The sequence below is a fragment of the Siminovitchia terrae genome (genome assembly GCF_003605405.2).
Taxonomy (GTDB): domain Bacteria; phylum Bacillota; class Bacilli; order Bacillales; family Bacillaceae_C; genus Siminovitchia; species Siminovitchia terrae.
Genome location: NZ_QYTW02000010.1, coordinates 113,555 through 129,044 on the forward strand (window position 1 = coordinate 113,555; position 15,490 = coordinate 129,044).

General features: G+C 39.2%; 16 protein-coding genes. 7 read left to right on the top strand and 9 right to left on the bottom strand.

Annotated features, from left to right (window positions below; translation table 11 throughout):
- The first annotated feature begins 331 nt into the window (after positions 1-331).
- The 3 genes from D5F11_RS11955 to D5F11_RS11960 all read left to right on the top strand — a co-directional run bounded on the left by D5F11_RS11955 (position 332) and on the right by D5F11_RS11960 (position 2,500).
- Entirely contained in the window at positions 332-1,798 is a 1,467-nt protein-coding gene (locus D5F11_RS11955) for a sodium:solute symporter family protein (RefSeq protein WP_120115579.1), read from the top strand.
- Between the two features lie 341 nt (positions 1,799-2,139).
- A complete protein-coding gene (locus D5F11_RS26370) occupies positions 2,140-2,292 on the top strand; it encodes a hypothetical protein (RefSeq protein WP_185830648.1) in 153 nt (50 codons plus the stop codon).
- On the top strand, positions 2,279-2,500 hold the full coding sequence (locus D5F11_RS11960) for a M20/M25/M40 family metallo-hydrolase (protein WP_120115580.1): 222 nt from the start codon (positions 2,279-2,281) through the stop codon (positions 2,498-2,500). The genes D5F11_RS26370 and D5F11_RS11960 overlap by 14 nt, the downstream gene beginning before the upstream one ends.
- Before the next feature lie 90 nt (positions 2,501-2,590).
- Here D5F11_RS11960 and D5F11_RS11965 read toward each other — a convergent pair whose 3' ends face one another.
- From D5F11_RS11965 to D5F11_RS11975, 3 genes are all read right to left on the bottom strand, one after another.
- Positions 2,591-3,481: a CPBP family intramembrane glutamic endopeptidase gene (locus tag D5F11_RS11965; RefSeq protein WP_120115581.1), complete on the bottom strand. Its 891-nt coding sequence runs from the start codon at positions 3,479-3,481 to the stop codon at positions 2,591-2,593.
- Positions 3,482-3,583: 102 nt separating this feature from the next.
- Positions 3,584-4,048, bottom strand: a complete 465-nt coding sequence (locus D5F11_RS11970) for an MFS transporter (RefSeq protein ID WP_120115582.1) — start codon at positions 4,046-4,048, stop codon at positions 3,584-3,586.
- Positions 4,045-4,251, bottom strand: a complete 207-nt coding sequence (locus tag D5F11_RS11975; RefSeq protein WP_120115661.1) for a helix-turn-helix transcriptional regulator — start codon at positions 4,249-4,251, stop codon at positions 4,045-4,047. Before D5F11_RS11975 ends, D5F11_RS11970 begins: the two co-directional genes overlap by 4 nt.
- Before the next feature lie 510 nt (positions 4,252-4,761).
- Between D5F11_RS11975 and D5F11_RS11980 the strand changes: the two genes are divergently transcribed.
- Positions 4,762-5,151: a carbon-nitrogen hydrolase family protein gene (locus tag D5F11_RS11980; RefSeq protein ID WP_281277086.1), complete on the top strand. Its 390-nt coding sequence runs from the start codon at positions 4,762-4,764 to the stop codon at positions 5,149-5,151.
- Positions 5,152-5,291: 140 nt separating this feature from the next.
- Here D5F11_RS11980 and D5F11_RS11985 read toward each other — a convergent pair whose 3' ends face one another.
- A complete protein-coding gene (locus D5F11_RS11985; RefSeq protein ID WP_120115584.1) occupies positions 5,292-6,956 on the bottom strand; it encodes an amidohydrolase in 1,665 nt (554 codons plus the stop codon).
- Between the two features lie 186 nt (positions 6,957-7,142).
- On the opposite strand from D5F11_RS11985, the gene D5F11_RS26375 reads away from it, so the two are divergent.
- On the top strand, positions 7,143-7,301 hold the full coding sequence (locus D5F11_RS26375; protein ID WP_185830649.1) for a hypothetical protein: 159 nt from the start codon (positions 7,143-7,145) through the stop codon (positions 7,299-7,301).
- Between the two features lie 88 nt (positions 7,302-7,389).
- Here the strand turns inward: D5F11_RS26375 and D5F11_RS11990 are convergent, their stop codons facing one another.
- The 4 genes from D5F11_RS11990 to D5F11_RS12005 all read right to left on the bottom strand — a co-directional run bounded on the left by D5F11_RS11990 (position 7,390) and on the right by D5F11_RS12005 (position 11,831).
- Positions 7,390-8,403 (bottom strand): carbon-nitrogen hydrolase family protein, encoded by a 1,014-nt coding sequence (locus D5F11_RS11990; RefSeq protein WP_120115585.1) that lies wholly within the window; start codon positions 8,401-8,403, stop codon positions 7,390-7,392.
- A 12-nt stretch (positions 8,404-8,415) separates the two neighbouring features.
- Positions 8,416-9,951 (bottom strand): sodium:solute symporter family protein, encoded by a 1,536-nt coding sequence (locus D5F11_RS11995; RefSeq protein ID WP_120115586.1) that lies wholly within the window; start codon positions 9,949-9,951, stop codon positions 8,416-8,418.
- Complete coding sequence (locus tag D5F11_RS12000; protein WP_120115587.1) at positions 9,951-10,205, bottom strand: hypothetical protein; 255 nt, start codon at positions 10,203-10,205, stop codon at positions 9,951-9,953. The genes D5F11_RS11995 and D5F11_RS12000 overlap by 1 nt, the downstream gene beginning before the upstream one ends.
- Positions 10,206-10,409: 204 nt before the next feature.
- Positions 10,410-11,831 carry a sigma-54 interaction domain-containing protein gene (locus D5F11_RS12005; protein WP_120115588.1) on the bottom strand — a complete coding sequence of 474 codons (1,422 nt, stop codon included), beginning with the start codon at positions 11,829-11,831 and terminating at the stop codon, positions 10,410-10,412.
- A 319-nt stretch (positions 11,832-12,150) separates the two neighbouring features.
- Between D5F11_RS12005 and D5F11_RS27765 the strand changes: the two genes are divergently transcribed.
- Complete coding sequence (locus tag D5F11_RS27765) at positions 12,151-12,282, top strand: hypothetical protein (RefSeq protein WP_280519813.1); 132 nt, start codon at positions 12,151-12,153, stop codon at positions 12,280-12,282.
- Between the two features lie 622 nt (positions 12,283-12,904).
- Here the strand turns inward: D5F11_RS27765 and D5F11_RS12010 are convergent.
- Positions 12,905-13,261 carry a helix-turn-helix domain-containing protein gene (locus D5F11_RS12010; protein ID WP_120115589.1) on the bottom strand — a complete coding sequence of 119 codons (357 nt, stop codon included), beginning with the start codon at positions 13,259-13,261 and terminating at the stop codon, positions 12,905-12,907.
- 441 nt (positions 13,262-13,702) lie between these two features.
- On the opposite strand from D5F11_RS12010, the gene D5F11_RS12015 reads away from it, so the two are divergent.
- Positions 13,703-15,106, top strand: coding sequence for an MFS transporter (locus D5F11_RS12015; RefSeq protein ID WP_120115590.1), 1,404 nt, complete (start codon positions 13,703-13,705; stop codon positions 15,104-15,106).
- Positions 15,107-15,490 lie beyond the last annotated feature (384 nt).

The window sequence follows — 15,490 nt, forward strand, 5'->3', positions numbered from 1 at the left end:
CCCCCGATTCATAGTGGCTTTTCATTTGAAATGATGAATCTATTTATTACACATTAACATCTGTAAGAAATTTTTGATAGTCATTTGTAGGGCCTTGTTTTACTATCCGCGGGATATCTTTCTGATCCCGAAAATTTTCCACCCATCTAGTTATTTAAATAAATAATAGGTTGTATTATTTGTTTCTATTATCAGATTTTATTGAATAGATTGACTATTTAATCTGAAGGAAATAGAATTTAATACAACTTTATATCATTTTTTCAAAAAAAGGGGGTCTAGTGATTAAAAAATGCATGGCCAATAAATTTAAATAGTAGGAGTGAGATGAATGAACTGGTGGATTGTATGGTTAGTGCTGTTCATTGCCGGAATCACTGCTGTCAGTATTTATTATTCAAGGAAGATTGAATCCGCTGACGATTATGTCATGGCTGATTTCAGTTTGGGATTTTTTCCTATTGCAGGCAGTATTATAGCGACTGCATTAGGGGCTGCAGCTGTTATTGGGGCGGCCGGAAAAGGTTTTACAATGGGGATGTCTTATTTTACAGGAAGTATCCCCTATGTTTTTGTTTCCATTATATTGGCACTTGTTCTAGGCAAAACGATACGAAAGTTAAAGCTTTATACAATCCCCGACTTATTTGTACGCAGGTTTGGAAAGACTACAGGTTTGATACCTGCCCTTGTTATTAGCTTGTTGTATATGACTCCGACCTTTGGTATGCAGATAGTAGGGATGGGGTCCATTCTTACCACCATCGTAAGGATGCCCTTGACTTGGGCCATGATCTTTGGATTTGTCGTTTGTGTTTTGTTTACATTGATGGGAGGGCTTCCGAGTGTTGCTTGGACAGATGCTGTCCAGTCGATTTTGATTTTGCTTGGTGTAATCGTTTTATTCTTTATGGGGTTGAATTATGTGGGTGGAATGAACACACTCATTCAGGAAACACCTTCTGAATTCTTAAGTTTCTTCTCTCTTAACAAGACAGAGTTGTTTAATTACATGGTCATTTTTGGCCCGTTTTATCTTGTTTGGCAGACTACTTGGCAGCGTTTTTCGGCTGCAAAGACGGAAAAAATTGCTGTGCGTGCTGTTACAGTGGGGTACATTGTTTGTGGACTAATAGGTTTATTTGCAATTCCGATTGGAATTATGGCCAAGCTAGTATTGTCGGCCGGTACTCCAGAAGATCTTGTTTATACACAATTTATGACTTTGGTGGCTCACCCGGCCATAGGCGGGTTGTTCATGGTTTCATTGTTTGCGGCAGTACTTACGGGTGCTACTTCGTTTTTACTGAGTGGAGCAACCAATATCTCCAATGATATTTATAGAAAATGGATTGCTCCCAATGCAAATGATAAACAAGCATTGAATATCTCCAGAATCTCGGTAGCGGTAATGGCCTTAATCGGACTGGGTGTCGCTTTGTTTATTAAAAATATTATTGTGATCTACACTTATGCTCTTTCCTTAACAGCAGTTTCGCTGGTTATGCCTGTAATGGCGGCGATGTTTTGGAAACGTGCGACCAAAATAGGTGTACAAGCCAGTATCATCATATCTTTAATATTTGCTTTTTCCTGGAATTTTGCAGGACGACCTTTTGGGCTGCATGAGATTGTTCCGGGGTTAGTGGTATCCTTTGTAGTTTTGGTAGTAGTAAGCTTGTTTACGAAGCATTCCAAGGATGAGGATATTACTGCCTATTATTTTGCCATGAAAGATATGGAGGATCCGGTTTTAGCTATAAATGTAGCTACTGATGCAACGCCGTCGGCGAAATAACGATAGAGTGGTGAATGATGTGATTAACATATTGAGCTTCATATTGAGTAGGACCGGAATTGGAAGCAGAGAGAAAAAATATTGGAATCGTTGAAGGCATTTCAGGTTTTTCCTGGTGGAATGTGAGTATTAAAGGGGAAGCCGATCATTCTGGCACCACTCCTATGCCTATGAGAAAGGATTCCCTTGTTACTGTAGCATAAAATGAGTGAATGGGTTTGTCAGCAGACAGGAGGAGCACTCATTACTACTGGCAAGGTTAGAACGTTTCCAGGGTTCCAATAATGTGATTCCAGGAGAAACGGCCTTTACCTGATATCCGGCACCCTTCTGAGGAGGGATTGGCAAAAGCTATTTGTAAACTAGATAAAGAAACAGCGAATGCTGCATTACTTTATTTGTTAGAAGAAATGAAAACCCATCCATCAGTTCATTTTTCGAAAGAACTATTGAATTCGATAGAGGAAGAGTGCAGCAATCTTGGCTTCAATTAAGAGAATGATGAGCGTAGCTGCACATGATGCCATGTATATCAGTAAAATAGCACCAACAGCCATGATATTTGTCCCCAGTATAAATGGAAAAAACCATTGCCTGGAAGAAGGAACGAGGTGGAGTGATATCGAAAAAGGAACACTTCTTTTATATCAGACATTGCTGCGGCAAGCGAATGAAGTCGTTCAAGCTGTGAACGAACAATAAAAAATTCCTATGCAAAGAAAAAGGCTGTCTACCAGGCGGGATGTACCCCTTAAGGTAGACAGCCTTTCTGCGTTAAGGACAATGGTTAGCCTATGCGTTTCTAATTTTCGTATAGAACCAGGTAATCAGAAAACCAATGAGAATGAAGAAAGTGGCGTATAGTCCGCCTTCAAGGCCAAAGTCTCCACCTGTTAAAAGTGTATTTCCGCCTGTAATATCGATTTGATACAGGCCATGGGGAGAAATCCCACTCACTGCAAAGCCAAAAACACTCCCTTGAAAATAATTCCACGTGATATGATAGCCGATCGGGAGCCACAAGCTTTTCGTCCGATCAAACATATAGGCAAATAATAGACCAACAAAGACAATATTGAGTAAACCGATGATACTCACATTAGGATTGGCTCCATGGGCAACACTGAAGACAACAGCGGAAACGAGATATATCATCCATTTTTTATTCTGGCGAGAAGCCATTGTTTGCATGACATAACCTCGGAAAAACATTTCTTCAAAAAATCCAACCAAAATAAACATAATCAGAAAACTGATGGTAAAAGAATTAAAGTCTGGCTGCGTAATAAGATTCAGTAGCTTTATATCTCCTGTTGCAATTAATAGGAAAAAAATAATGGTGATGGAAATCGCTCCAAGAAAAAGACCGAACAGGAGGTCTTTCCATGATCCTTTAAATCCTAGCTCTTTGATCGTTTTCTTGTTCAAGAACCTCCAAAGAAGTATGGTTGCCAGGATGCCACCGATTGTGCCACCTCCTTGGGTAAGTAATAATACCCATGGCTGATTTTCGAAAGCCGACATTATGTCAAAGGTAATGGTAGCGGATTGATGCGTGAGTTCCGTAACCGCTAAAAAAATCATCCCGGGAATGGAAAAAATACCTTGGGCAATATACATCGCGATCAAGCCGAGAAGAATGATCCAACCGGAGCGGATCTGACCGTTTTGATTTGTAAACAACTGTATGCCTCCTTTTAAGTGCGGTGTTCAAAAAGTCAGGTAAAAATGACACATTGAACTTCTCCACTGCTCATGGATCTAAATGCGAGATCAGGACTAGCTTTAGATTTTTCGAATATGAAAGAAATAGGTTAGTATCTGAATGATCAGAATCAGTAATACAATGAAAATGGGAAAATAGCGGAACTGCTCTGCAAATAATGGATACAAAACTAAAGCCGATGCGGCAATAGGGACTGATATCCAAGTAGATATAAAGGCTTTGCGACATGCTTCTCCTGATATCTCCCGTTCACGTTCATCTCCTTCTGAAAATTGTAGTGGGAAAAGCCAGATCGATATTTTCTCTTTATTATTCTTTTTATAGCGATAGAGAAAATACAAAAGGATGCTGTATAGAACAAGTATTAGAAACGGCCAAATAGATAAACTTATCTCCCAGGGGGGAGTGGGATTTTTCATGATGATAGCAAATTGAGTATATGCATCATATAAAGTTGCAAGCACCCATCCTATTAAAACTAGGGTGAAAATACTTAATATCATGGAAAAAATGGATGATCTCATTCATTACCCTCCTCTTCTAGCCAAAATACGTCTTCCATTGGCAAATTAAACATTTTACAGATCGATAATCCTAATAATAAAGAAGGGCTGTAATCGCCTTTTTCAATGGCAGCAATCGTTTGACGAGTAACACCGACTTGTTCGGCTAGATCTGTTTGCGAGTAGTGGAATCTGGCACGCAACTCCTTTACACGATTTTTCATGAACACAATCTGTTCCTCCTTATGTTAAATAAACTTAACATCGTTAAAATCATTGTAAAGTATATTTAACGATATGTAAAGTATAGTTAACATTTAGGTTTAACTTCATTCAGCAGGAATCTCCCACTTCTATTAGTGGTGAGATGAATGCATATTGGTATTCCATTCAGTGGGGGTTCAAACCCCGGCGGAATAAAGTCAAAGCCTTCGGCGGATGCCACAGATTTTCAGAGGAAATTTATCGAGCTTAAGCTCGATAAAATCTGGGCGCAAATACGCCAAGGCGCATTTGATAAAAGAAGGGTTATCGGTAAATCATGTAGAAATGGAGGTACCTATAAACACACAAATGGGATATGCTCGCTTTCCGTGGACACTCCACGGGTCTTCTCGTTCGCAAAAAGCGTTCACTGTTCCACAGGAGTCTCGGCATAGTCCATTTGCTTGCGTGCTCTTTTCCTATTTTTCCACACAATAATCCGAATACCCAAAAAATATAGTTGAGTTAACTTGACTCCACTTGGGTCAATTGGCATGATAATTTGCTTTGATGTGGAGTTTCCTGAAATTGCGCGTACACTTAAACTAATGAAAGCAGGCTTCATGGTAACTGTAAATATAAATATGCATCCATATGAACTACATCATCATTTATTTTCACGATGTCGTGCAATGGAGAACGAAATCCCAGTCATTATATGTAATCGGCTAGGGACAGAAGGAGAGTTTGATTTCTGTGGGGATAGTATGGTGATTGATGCGACAGAAGAAATTCTACTTTCGTTAAAAGATAAAGAACAAGTTAAAACAGTTTCATTACCAATTAAGCAAGAACTTGATCCAATGAGGAGTTACACTGCGAACCGAAGAGCTGATATGTACGACATTCTTACTAAATGATTAAGTTGTTAACATTTTGGTTAGCTTCTAGAGAAAGTGAGTGTTAACTACCTACCAGTAAATTTGATAGGTAGTTATTGTATTTTTAAGAACAAGATTAAATAGCTTTCTTATCCATACACACAAATGGAGGCTGTTCATTAGTTCACTTTCAGGCTTTCCTTTTCAAAAACGAGCTTGCCGTCAATATAGGTTGCTAATACATGTATATCTTTTATTTTCATGGGATTGATACGTGTTGGATCTTTTTCCAAAATGGCAAAATCAGCCGTTTTACCAACCTCAATTGTGCCCTTTTCATTTTCTTCAAAATTTAATCTCGCTCCATAGGTGGTCATTGTTTTTAAAGCAGTTTCCACATCAATCTTTTGCCCGGCTCCAAGTACTTCGCCACTGCTTGTAACCCTGTTTACTGCTGCCCAAACCGAGAAGAGAGGTGAGATAGGCGTGATCGGGCAATCAGAGTGCAAGGTGTAAAGAATGTTTAAATGATCGGCTTCCTTCAATGGATTGAGGCGTTTTGCGCGATCAGGGCCCAGAAAAATATCTCTGTGCCGGTCACCCCAATAGTAAACATGATTAATGAAGAAAGATGCAGCAATGTCCAATTCGCTCATTTTTTCCAAATCTTTCTCAGTGGCTGTCTGCACGTGCTCAATTCGATGTCTATGATCTCTTTGCTCCCCATTTTTTAAGGCATATTCATAAGCTTCAATAATGGATCCGATTGCGCGGTCCCCGTTCCCGTGAGTGGCGATCCGAAATCCTCTTTGGTGAAAGTCGAGAGCAAATTCATTTATGATTTCCTGCTTATAGATCAAATCGCCGTATAGATGATTGTCGCAATGATAAGGCTTACGCAGTGCTCCTGTCAGGCCTTGAATGGAACCATCCTGAAAAATTTTAGCGCTGTCAAGCCTTGCTTTTCCATTTGTTCTTTCCTGTATCTCGTTATCCAGTTCAGTGGCAGTGTAGGTGTGAAAAGGTCCATTATCGATCAACAACTCATTCAAGATCATCAATCGCATTTTCATGGAGCGGGGGTTTTCTTTTATCGCCTGAAGATAAATATCTAATTCCTCTTCGCCATTAAATAGTCCGATGCCGGCATCTGTGTTTGTAGTGATACCTTCAGCTAAGTAGTCATTATTGACTTCCTTAAGGATTTGAATCAGCTCTTCCTTGTCTGGAAGAGGGACATGCGAAAATACGAGATTCATTGCCCCGGGTTCAAATAAAACGCCTGTAGGCTCTCCTAGACTGTCTTTTTCGATATGTCCGCCTTCCGGTTGGGGAGTGTCCTTGGTGATGCCTGCAATCTGCAAACCGGCAGAGTTGGTCACTGCCAAATGGCCGGAGATATGACGAATGAAAATAGGATGTTTGGTATTGATTGCATCCAAATCCATTTTTGTCGGATGCCGCATCTCTTCCAAAAGGGAGTCATCATATCCATAGCCGATAATCCATTCATTTTCATTTTTCTGTTGAGCCGCTTCAGCAAGCCTTTGCTGAATATCCTTAATATTTTTATTGAAAGGTGACCGGCAATCCACCTGGTGTTTTTGCTGTCCGTACATCAAAATATGGTTATGCGTGTCAATAAACCCCGGAATAAGAGTAGCTCCATTCAGGTCTATCTCTTTGAAGTTATCTGATTTAATCAGACCACCCTCGGGTGGCTGTTGAACTGTCCAAACTCCTGTTATCTTTCCTTTGTAGGAGGCAAGAGAGCCTGCCCTTGTGCTTTGTTCATCAAGCGTTAAAATATTGGCATTGTAAATAACTAAATCAGCTTGGACCATTTAATAACCTCATTTCTGAAAGTTGTATTAATTGACTTAATAAAATTATGGGCCTTTGGAGTGGAACTTTCAATTGTTTTGGAAGATTCAGTTATTAATTTGAGTAATGGGGGTTATTGGGGATATTGATTAACTAGTTTAACTTCATTCAGCAGAAGTCTCCCACTACTGTAAGTGGTGAGATGAATGCATATTGGTATTCCATTCAGTGGGTGTTCAAGCCTCGGCGGATGCCACAGATTTTCAGAGGAAATTAATCGAGCGGAGCTCGATAAAATTTGGGCGCAAATACGCCAAGGCGCATTTGATAGAAAACATGTTAATCAATGCAAGCCATTCCAGTGAGACTTTACAATTTTAAACATCAACGTCCGGAGTCAAGGATTCCGGACGTTGATTTGGTACGCTATAGCTGATTAATCATTCTACCGCATTATTCTACTTCAATCGCTTGCTCTTCGTCCTCGATGGACAGCTTCATGACGGCAGGCTGTTCATTTGTATTTAAAGCAGAATATTTAACCTGATTCAATACGAGCTTTGTTACATCAGGTCGAGCATAATGGCCAGTGCAATCAATCATATGTTTGGCGTCTAAAATTTGATCTAGATCAATTTCACCATAGGCAATGCCTTCTTCATTTATAACAGGAGGGGAGACATATTCCCCGTATGGAGAAATAATTCCTGACATGCCTCCACCCAGGTCAAAACTGTCCTTGATAGATGGGTCCAATGTTGTATAGAAATCCAATTCTTCTTGACCTATGCAGGAGGAAGAGGCGATGACAAATAATTGCCCTTCAAATGCAACGAATTTGGATACTGTTTCAATCGTTTTTGTTCGATCTCTTGGCTGGCTTTTATAGTTTGATCCCGGCCAGTTTGCGATATGAATTTGTTCTCCCATTGAGTAGAGAGCGTAACGTGAAAGGGTCATTGAATTTTCATAACAGATCAATCCTCCCATTTTTCCGAATGGGGTATCTAATACGAATAAATCGCTTCCATCCCCGCGGCCCCAAACGGTTCTTTCCTCACTTGTAGGAACGAGTTTTCTCCTCTTTCCAATGATATCGCCTTGGTCATTGATGAACACCTGTGTATTATATAAGGTTCCGCGTTCTCTTTCGTTAATTCCTATTACGATATAAACCTCTTTTTCTTTTGCTTTTCTGCAAATCCTTTGAAACGGTTCCTCTGCAACTTCTACAGATTCGTAATATAGCTGTTTGAAAAGCTCGAGTCGCTTTTTATTGTCTACGGACATCCATAGCCACCAAGGATACATGGGAAGAAACGTTTCAGGAAATACTACCAATCTAGCTCCATTGCTGGCTGCTTCCTCGATAATGGTTAGACATTTGTCCACGGTTTTATCTAAGTTAAAAACATATGGTGAAGCGTTTACAGCTGCTACTTTGACTTTTTCTTTTTGATTGTACATCGTTGATCACTCCTATTGAGATTCAGCTACGTTCTTTATATTGTGGTAATCTTCTTTGTTCGATGGTTGAAAATCACCATTTATACATTTTTGAGTAATACTGTGATAGGCGATGGTTCTTTCTTTCAGGTGGTTTTTCTCTATCTGGGCGATGATGAAGAATAGAATCACCTGTATTAACAATGCATAGCCTCCGCCATAAATGCCTCCGGGATCACGGACAATATATGTGGTGAATAAAAGTGTTAAAAAGCCCGCGATTAGACTGATGTTTGCTGCATACTTTCCTGCTTTGGGGTAAAAAAGTACGCCAAAGAGGGGCATGAATAAAAGGGAGCCGCAGGTAAAGGCAATCATGGATAAAGCTACAATGGATCCTTCAGCATAGAGTGTCCAGACCACGGAGATGGCCATTAAAATAACCATGGAAATTCGGCCAACCCATACAAGGGTCTTTTCACTATTTTCTTTCTTAATGAATACTTCCCAAATATCTTTTGTAAAAATGGTTCCCATCGCCATTAATTGTGAATCCACGGTCGACATTGCTGCTGCAAATGCGGCTGTGATTAATACAACTGCAAGGACAGGAGAATATTCCAAGACAATAGCCGGGAAAATTTGGTCGACTACTTCAATGTCCGGTAGGAACAACTTTCCGAGCATACCGACGATGAGAATGGGTACGAATCCCCAACTGGCAAACAAGACATGCCCAAGCGGAACAACTTTAAATGCGCTCATATCTTTAGCCATATAATAACGTGTCCATAAATGCGGAAGACCGATTCCCGCTGTTACATAAATAGCAATGTAAGCGAACCAGTTTAAAGGAGTAAAATATCCAGATGAACCAGGGTATTTAAGGAAATCCGGGAAGTTGTCGTTGACGGCTGAGAATAAGTTCCCCAGCGAGCCGATGCCTGTGACTCCTTTGCTAAGCATCCAAAAGGCGAGTCCCCAGGTGAGCAGCATATAGAATACTCCTTGTACAGCATCCGTCCAGGCAACCGCTTTCATTCCGCCGACTAAACTATAAAGCGTTACCAGAACAAGCATACTTCCTACGCCAAGCCAAAAGGAACTTCCGATCAATTCGAATGCGACGCCAGCACCTAATAATTGAATGCCTATATAAGGAAATAATAAATACATTCCGATCACACTTGAAATGAGACGGGTAAATCTGCTGTTGTAGTAATGCTCCAACATATCGCTGGGGGTCACATAATTATATACTTTGGCAAGTGCCCACATTCTTCTCCCGAAAACAAACATAAATACACCGAGTACAATGTTTAAGATGAAAAAGGAATTAAAGCCGACACCGTGAAGGAAGAAGGAACCTGGAGCTCCAAGTAAAAACCACATACTGAACCAAGAAGCACCAATAGTAAGAAACAAAACAATCGGCCCTAAATCTCTTCCGCCTAAATAAAAGTCATCCATAGAGGATTGGTCTGTTGCTCTATAACCCAAGTAACAAATAAATAAGTATACAATCATAGAAATACCTAGAAATACAAAGACCATTGTTGGTAAACTCATTATCTTTCGACCTCCAATCCCTGGTTAATAGCTTCTTCTTGAGCTTTTTTGACATCAATGTCGTAGGTTTTCCAAACTTTTATTGCACAATATACTAAATAGACCGAGATCAGAAGGTTCAATGACCATATCCAGAGTAAGTTAAACGGTATGCCAAAAGCAGAGGGCTCTACCCTGTTCAATGCTGGGATAAACTGAGAAGCATTAACCAATATGAACCAAAGCACCATAATCACAGTAAAAGAATTTCTCATTTTTTCACCTCCAGTCTTGTCATGTATAAAAAGCAAATATCGTGCCAAAGAAAAAAGCTGTTTTCATTGACTTTTTCTTGAATCAGTCGATGCAGTTTTACATTAAAAATTCTAAAAATAAACTCAAATTCGATGATTGTTTTATTAGATGAAGCTAGATGCGATATTGCATTAAATGTAAAATTGCATTAAATCTGTATAAGATTACAGTGATAATTGATATTTCTTCATTTTTCTTACGACAGTTGATTGATCAATTCCTAATAAGGCGGCCGCTTCGTAAGTGGTAGTACTCACTCTTAAAGTGTTTTGTAATAGCTCCCTTTCATATTGAGCCAGTTGTTCTTTTAGGGAGCCGTTTTTATACGACGCTTCAGGCTTTGCATGGCTTAATAAAAAGTCCGGTAAATCCTTTTGGTAGATTGTATCCGAAGAAGTTGTCACAAACATTCTTTCCACAATGTTTTTTAGTTCCCTTACATTTCCAGGCCAAGGATAATCGATTAACATCCGGATGGCTTCAGGAGAAAAGCATTTTTTTGTATGGTAGTATCTGTTAAAAGTGTTGGTAAAGCTTTCAATAAGTTTCGGTATATCATCTTTTCTGCTTCTTAAAGGCGGGATTGTAACTGGAACTACATGTAGCCGATAGAATAGATCTTCTCTGAATGCTCCGCTGGCGACCATTTCATTTAGATTTCGGTTTGTAGCTGCAATGATTCTAAAGTTCACCTTAATTGGTGTTACGCCGCCAAGTCTCATAATCTCTTTCTCTTGGATGGCTCTTAGAAATTTGGCTTGAATATTTAACGGTAATTCTCCAATCTCATCCAGGAATAAAGTGCCATCATGGGCTAGCTCAATGAGGCCGGGTTTTCCGGATTTTTTTGCACCTGTAAAAGCGCCTGATTCATAGCCGAACATTTCTGATTCAAGTAACTCTGCTGGAATTGCGCTGCAATTTACCCGGATAAACTCGCCCTTTTCTTTTCTTGGACTTGAATCATGAATCAATTGTGCCATGACCTCTTTTCCTGTTCCGGATTCTCCCAGCAATACTACAGTTGTGTCGTATTTGGCAACCTGCATGACTTTTTCAATGACTTTCTTCATGTTTGGGGATTTAAGGACAATATCATTTACCTCTTCAATGTGGTGGAGCAAACTGTTTAGCTCTGATTGATATTTATTTTTCTCTTCTTCCAGCTTCTGCAACTGTTCTCTTAGTTGAATTAATTCAGTGATGTCCCTTACATTGGAAATCACTTTTTTTATATTGCCGCTCTGATCAAAAATAGGATTAGCCGTTACGATGGTCGAAATCCCGCTAATGACCTTTTGCATGATGGTAACTGTATTTTTCTCTTCCAGTGCTTTTAAAGTGGCACTTTGATCAAAAATACCTTTCTCCACCAGCTCCATCATATTTCTTCCTGTCACTTCTTCTTTCTTTAAGCCAGTAATCCTTTCGATCGCCTTGTTTATGCTAAGAGTCACTCCCTCTGAATCACAGATCCATATACCATCGTAAGAGCATTCAAAAGCTTTCTTTAAGTCCTCATTTTCATTTTTCAAAGTCTCTATATGTTTTTGCAAATAGGGGCTATTGATTTCGGAAATATCCATAAAAACTCCTCCCAGTTATATTATTTTTTCTATAATAGCATTTATGAAATGAATAGATACGTAGAATTAAAGTTTCCCTTGTAATTGTTGCACATGCTTAGAGTCAGTTCCGTAATCAGTCAAAGATTTTTCGTTCAAACTATATAGAATATGAAAATACTGTCCGAAGTTCGCAGAATACTGTCTGGGATATAGAAGTACTATCCGAGGTTCGGCAAATTGTTGCACATGTTTAAATTTGATCGGAATAAACAGCAAATCTTTCGTTCAACTTATATAGATACGTAGAAAAACTGGACTATGTAGGGGGCATACGAATTTGAAAAGGGTTTGGGGATGCCCTGACCGCCATTGCCCACCAATAAAGCAACCTGTTAGCGAGTTGAATCAAATCAGTGAAATCGAAGACTTATTTGTGTTGAAAAGGAAATGGACTGTACTTGAAAAGTAAAGCGTGGGGGCTAGATACATAGAAGCACACGTAACACAGATATGGTTGAAAACATCATTGGTCAAAGGTGGAGGGTTAAATAAGAAATAGAAAAAGCCCCCGGGATTAGAGGGAAATATCCAGGGGGATGTTTGGTAACCTAGGAAAGGTTATTTACAGCATACCTCATGAAAAATTAATAAAAAGTGTTTTTACACAAATTTTACATGCTCTTAAATAAAATTTAACTTTATTCAGCAGAAGTCTCCCACTTCTGTAAATGGTGAGGTGAATGCATATTGGTTATTCCATTCAGCGGGGGTTCAAACCCCGGCTGCATAAAGTCAAAGCCTCCGGCGGATGCCACAGATCTTCAGAGGAAATTTTATCGAGCGGGGCTCGATAAAATCTGGGCGAAAATACGCCAAGGCGCATTTGATTAACGGAAATAAAACCAGGTTCAGTGCTGACCGAACCTAGTTTTTTAAGGTGTAATTAAATCTTGTGTCACTAGTTCTCTAGTTCTTTTCTGATCATTTTGAAGGCCTTTGGTGAAATGGGAAAAAGGAGGATTAACTTTTTGGAATGGTCTGATCATAAATTTGACAGCTGTAAATAAATTTCTTCTTATCTATATTATCGGCTATTCGCTATTCCCATTTCCTTTGATAATTTCCCACACTTGCCTCAGTTTCCGCAAATCCTCTTCATCGGATTTAGGTAATGCCTTATGCCACCGTTCAAGTTCGGGGTCCTTAATGATGGTTGGAAATTCATTGTCTTCTTCAGTGGCTGTAGGGTTATCGGTAATGCCGAGTAGATAATCTGTTTTCACTTCATATAATAAAGCTAGCTTTTTTAAGGTTTCGGTGTCAGGATCCCGATAGTTCCGTTCGTAGTTTGACAGGACCGCGTTGGTTATTCCAATTTTTTCAGCTACATAAATCTGCGACCAGTTTCTTCTTTCTCTTTCTTTTTTTAAGCGAGAACCCAAACTCATCATACATCACCGTTTCATACATTATACAAATAGTTTACATCAAATAAACGCTATGTTAAATATTTTAAACGATTAGTTTATTATTAACTTGACATTAAACTTTATGTATATATAATTAATATTATTAATTTAAACTTTACGTTTATTGAAAGGTGGTTAATAGCATCTGAAAAATTAAAAAGGTAAGAAGGTCTAAAAATGTAAAATATGCCATAGGTCATTGTGCAGAGGTAAAGTTATGAAAGGATTATATAAGGTTCTTCACCATCACCGATTTGAGTTTCTCTTGATGTACCGATGTCTATTTTTTTAAAAATGAAATAAACGTAAAGTTAAAAAAGGGAGGGGCATGGGTTGAATAGACGATGATAAGGAATGATTTTTTTACTATAAATATTTTGAAAAAATAATAATGAATGATTTCAATAGGGGGGCAAGGGTATGGGTGCTGTTCATGGTCAAAAGATTGCTGATTTGAACGCAAGAATCGATAGATTACCTACATTAGGCTTTAGTAATCTTACTTTTTTAATCATAGGGTTATCATATTTTTTCGTATACTTTGATATCAGTGTGATAGGTTTTACATTGCCGAAACTAACGGAAGTGTTTCAATTAACTGCAACCGAAGCTGCTTATCCAGTTACCTTGTACTTAATTGGATATGTGATTGGGGACTACCTGTTATCATTGGTTGCAGATCGTGTCGGGCGTAGAAAAGCCCTCTTATATACCGTATTAATTGTAGCTATAGGTGGGTTTCTTTCAGCATTTGCCTGGGATTTATGGTCACTATCTATATTCCGGTTTATAACAGGAGTTGGAACAGGTGCCGAAATAGCAATAGCATCCACGATTATTACGGAATTTTCCCCATCCAAAAGTAGAGGGAAATATCTTCAGTTGATGTATTTTTGGGGAGCTGCTGGTTTAACCGTTACGCCTTTCATTTCAATAGCGTTGATTAATCTGGAGAATGGATGGCGAATTATTTTTGGTCTGGGAGCTTTAGTTGCCATCGTTTTGATATTTATGAGAGCGCGTTTTCTTCCGGAATCGGCAAGGTGGTTAGTTATAAATGGGAAGGCGGAGGAAGCAGAGAGATTAGTAGCTGATATGGAAAGAAGAGTCAGGCTGAAAACGGGTAAGGAATTGCCGCCTGTCCCTATGGTTCCGCCGGAAAACGAAAGTAGTGGAAGCGTAACTAAAACTTTATTTTCACCTCCATATTTGAAACGAACCGTTATTACGCTGGCATTTTGGCTAGTTTGGCTCATCACCACTTATGCCTATCTGAGTTATGCACCAACGATATTAATTGAATCTGGTAATACTGCCTCTTCTGGACTTCTTTTTACTGCATTAGGTTATTTGGGTACCCCAGTTGGTGCTCTTATCGCTTTAATTTTTATAGATAAAGTAGAGAGAAAGTATTTTATGTTCTTTGTGACGGTTGTGTTTGCGGGTTCGCTGTGTCTTATGACAATTGTTTCAAGTAACTTCTTCGTTATTTTGGGTGCTTTTATGTGCTCTATGATGATTGCCGCGAATTCCGCTGGCTATGTTTATATGGCAGAGATATTCCCAACGCGTGTTAGAACAACCGGGGTGGCTATCACGGAGGGAGGCGGTCAAATAGGTGGAATCATCGCACCTTTCCTAACAGTGGCTTTATTAAACGTGATAGGCGGAATAGGCACCTTATATGTTTTGGCTGTTATTGTTTTATGTTCAGGTCTTATCATTCTCATTGGAGGGATGAGAACCACTGGTTTAGAGCTTACAAAAATCGCGGGGGATCCTACAAGTGCATCTCAGCATACAAAAAACATAAGTGGATTGTAAGAGGAAATTATTAGGTCTTTCTGTCAGGGCAGCTTATGAGAATGTTGTCATCCATAAGGCGCCTCTTTTTAGGAAAATTGAAGGCTTTAACAAGGCTCAGTTCCAAAAAGGGGCTGCCGTATTGATTTGAGGAGTCAGTTTTTTGAAAGCGTTTTATAATCTGTATCTCGGTTTCTGTTCGAATTTCTTAGTAAATAGACAAGGTAAATGGGCATAATCTTTTCCATATCAAATACTTATATAGTTACTTGCTCAGTTCCCTTTAACTTCATTCACCCAGAAGTCTCCCACTTGATGAATGCATATTGGTAATCCATTCAGTGGGGGTTCAAACCCCGGCTGAATAAAGTTAAAGCCCCCGGCGGATGCTACAAATTTTCAGAG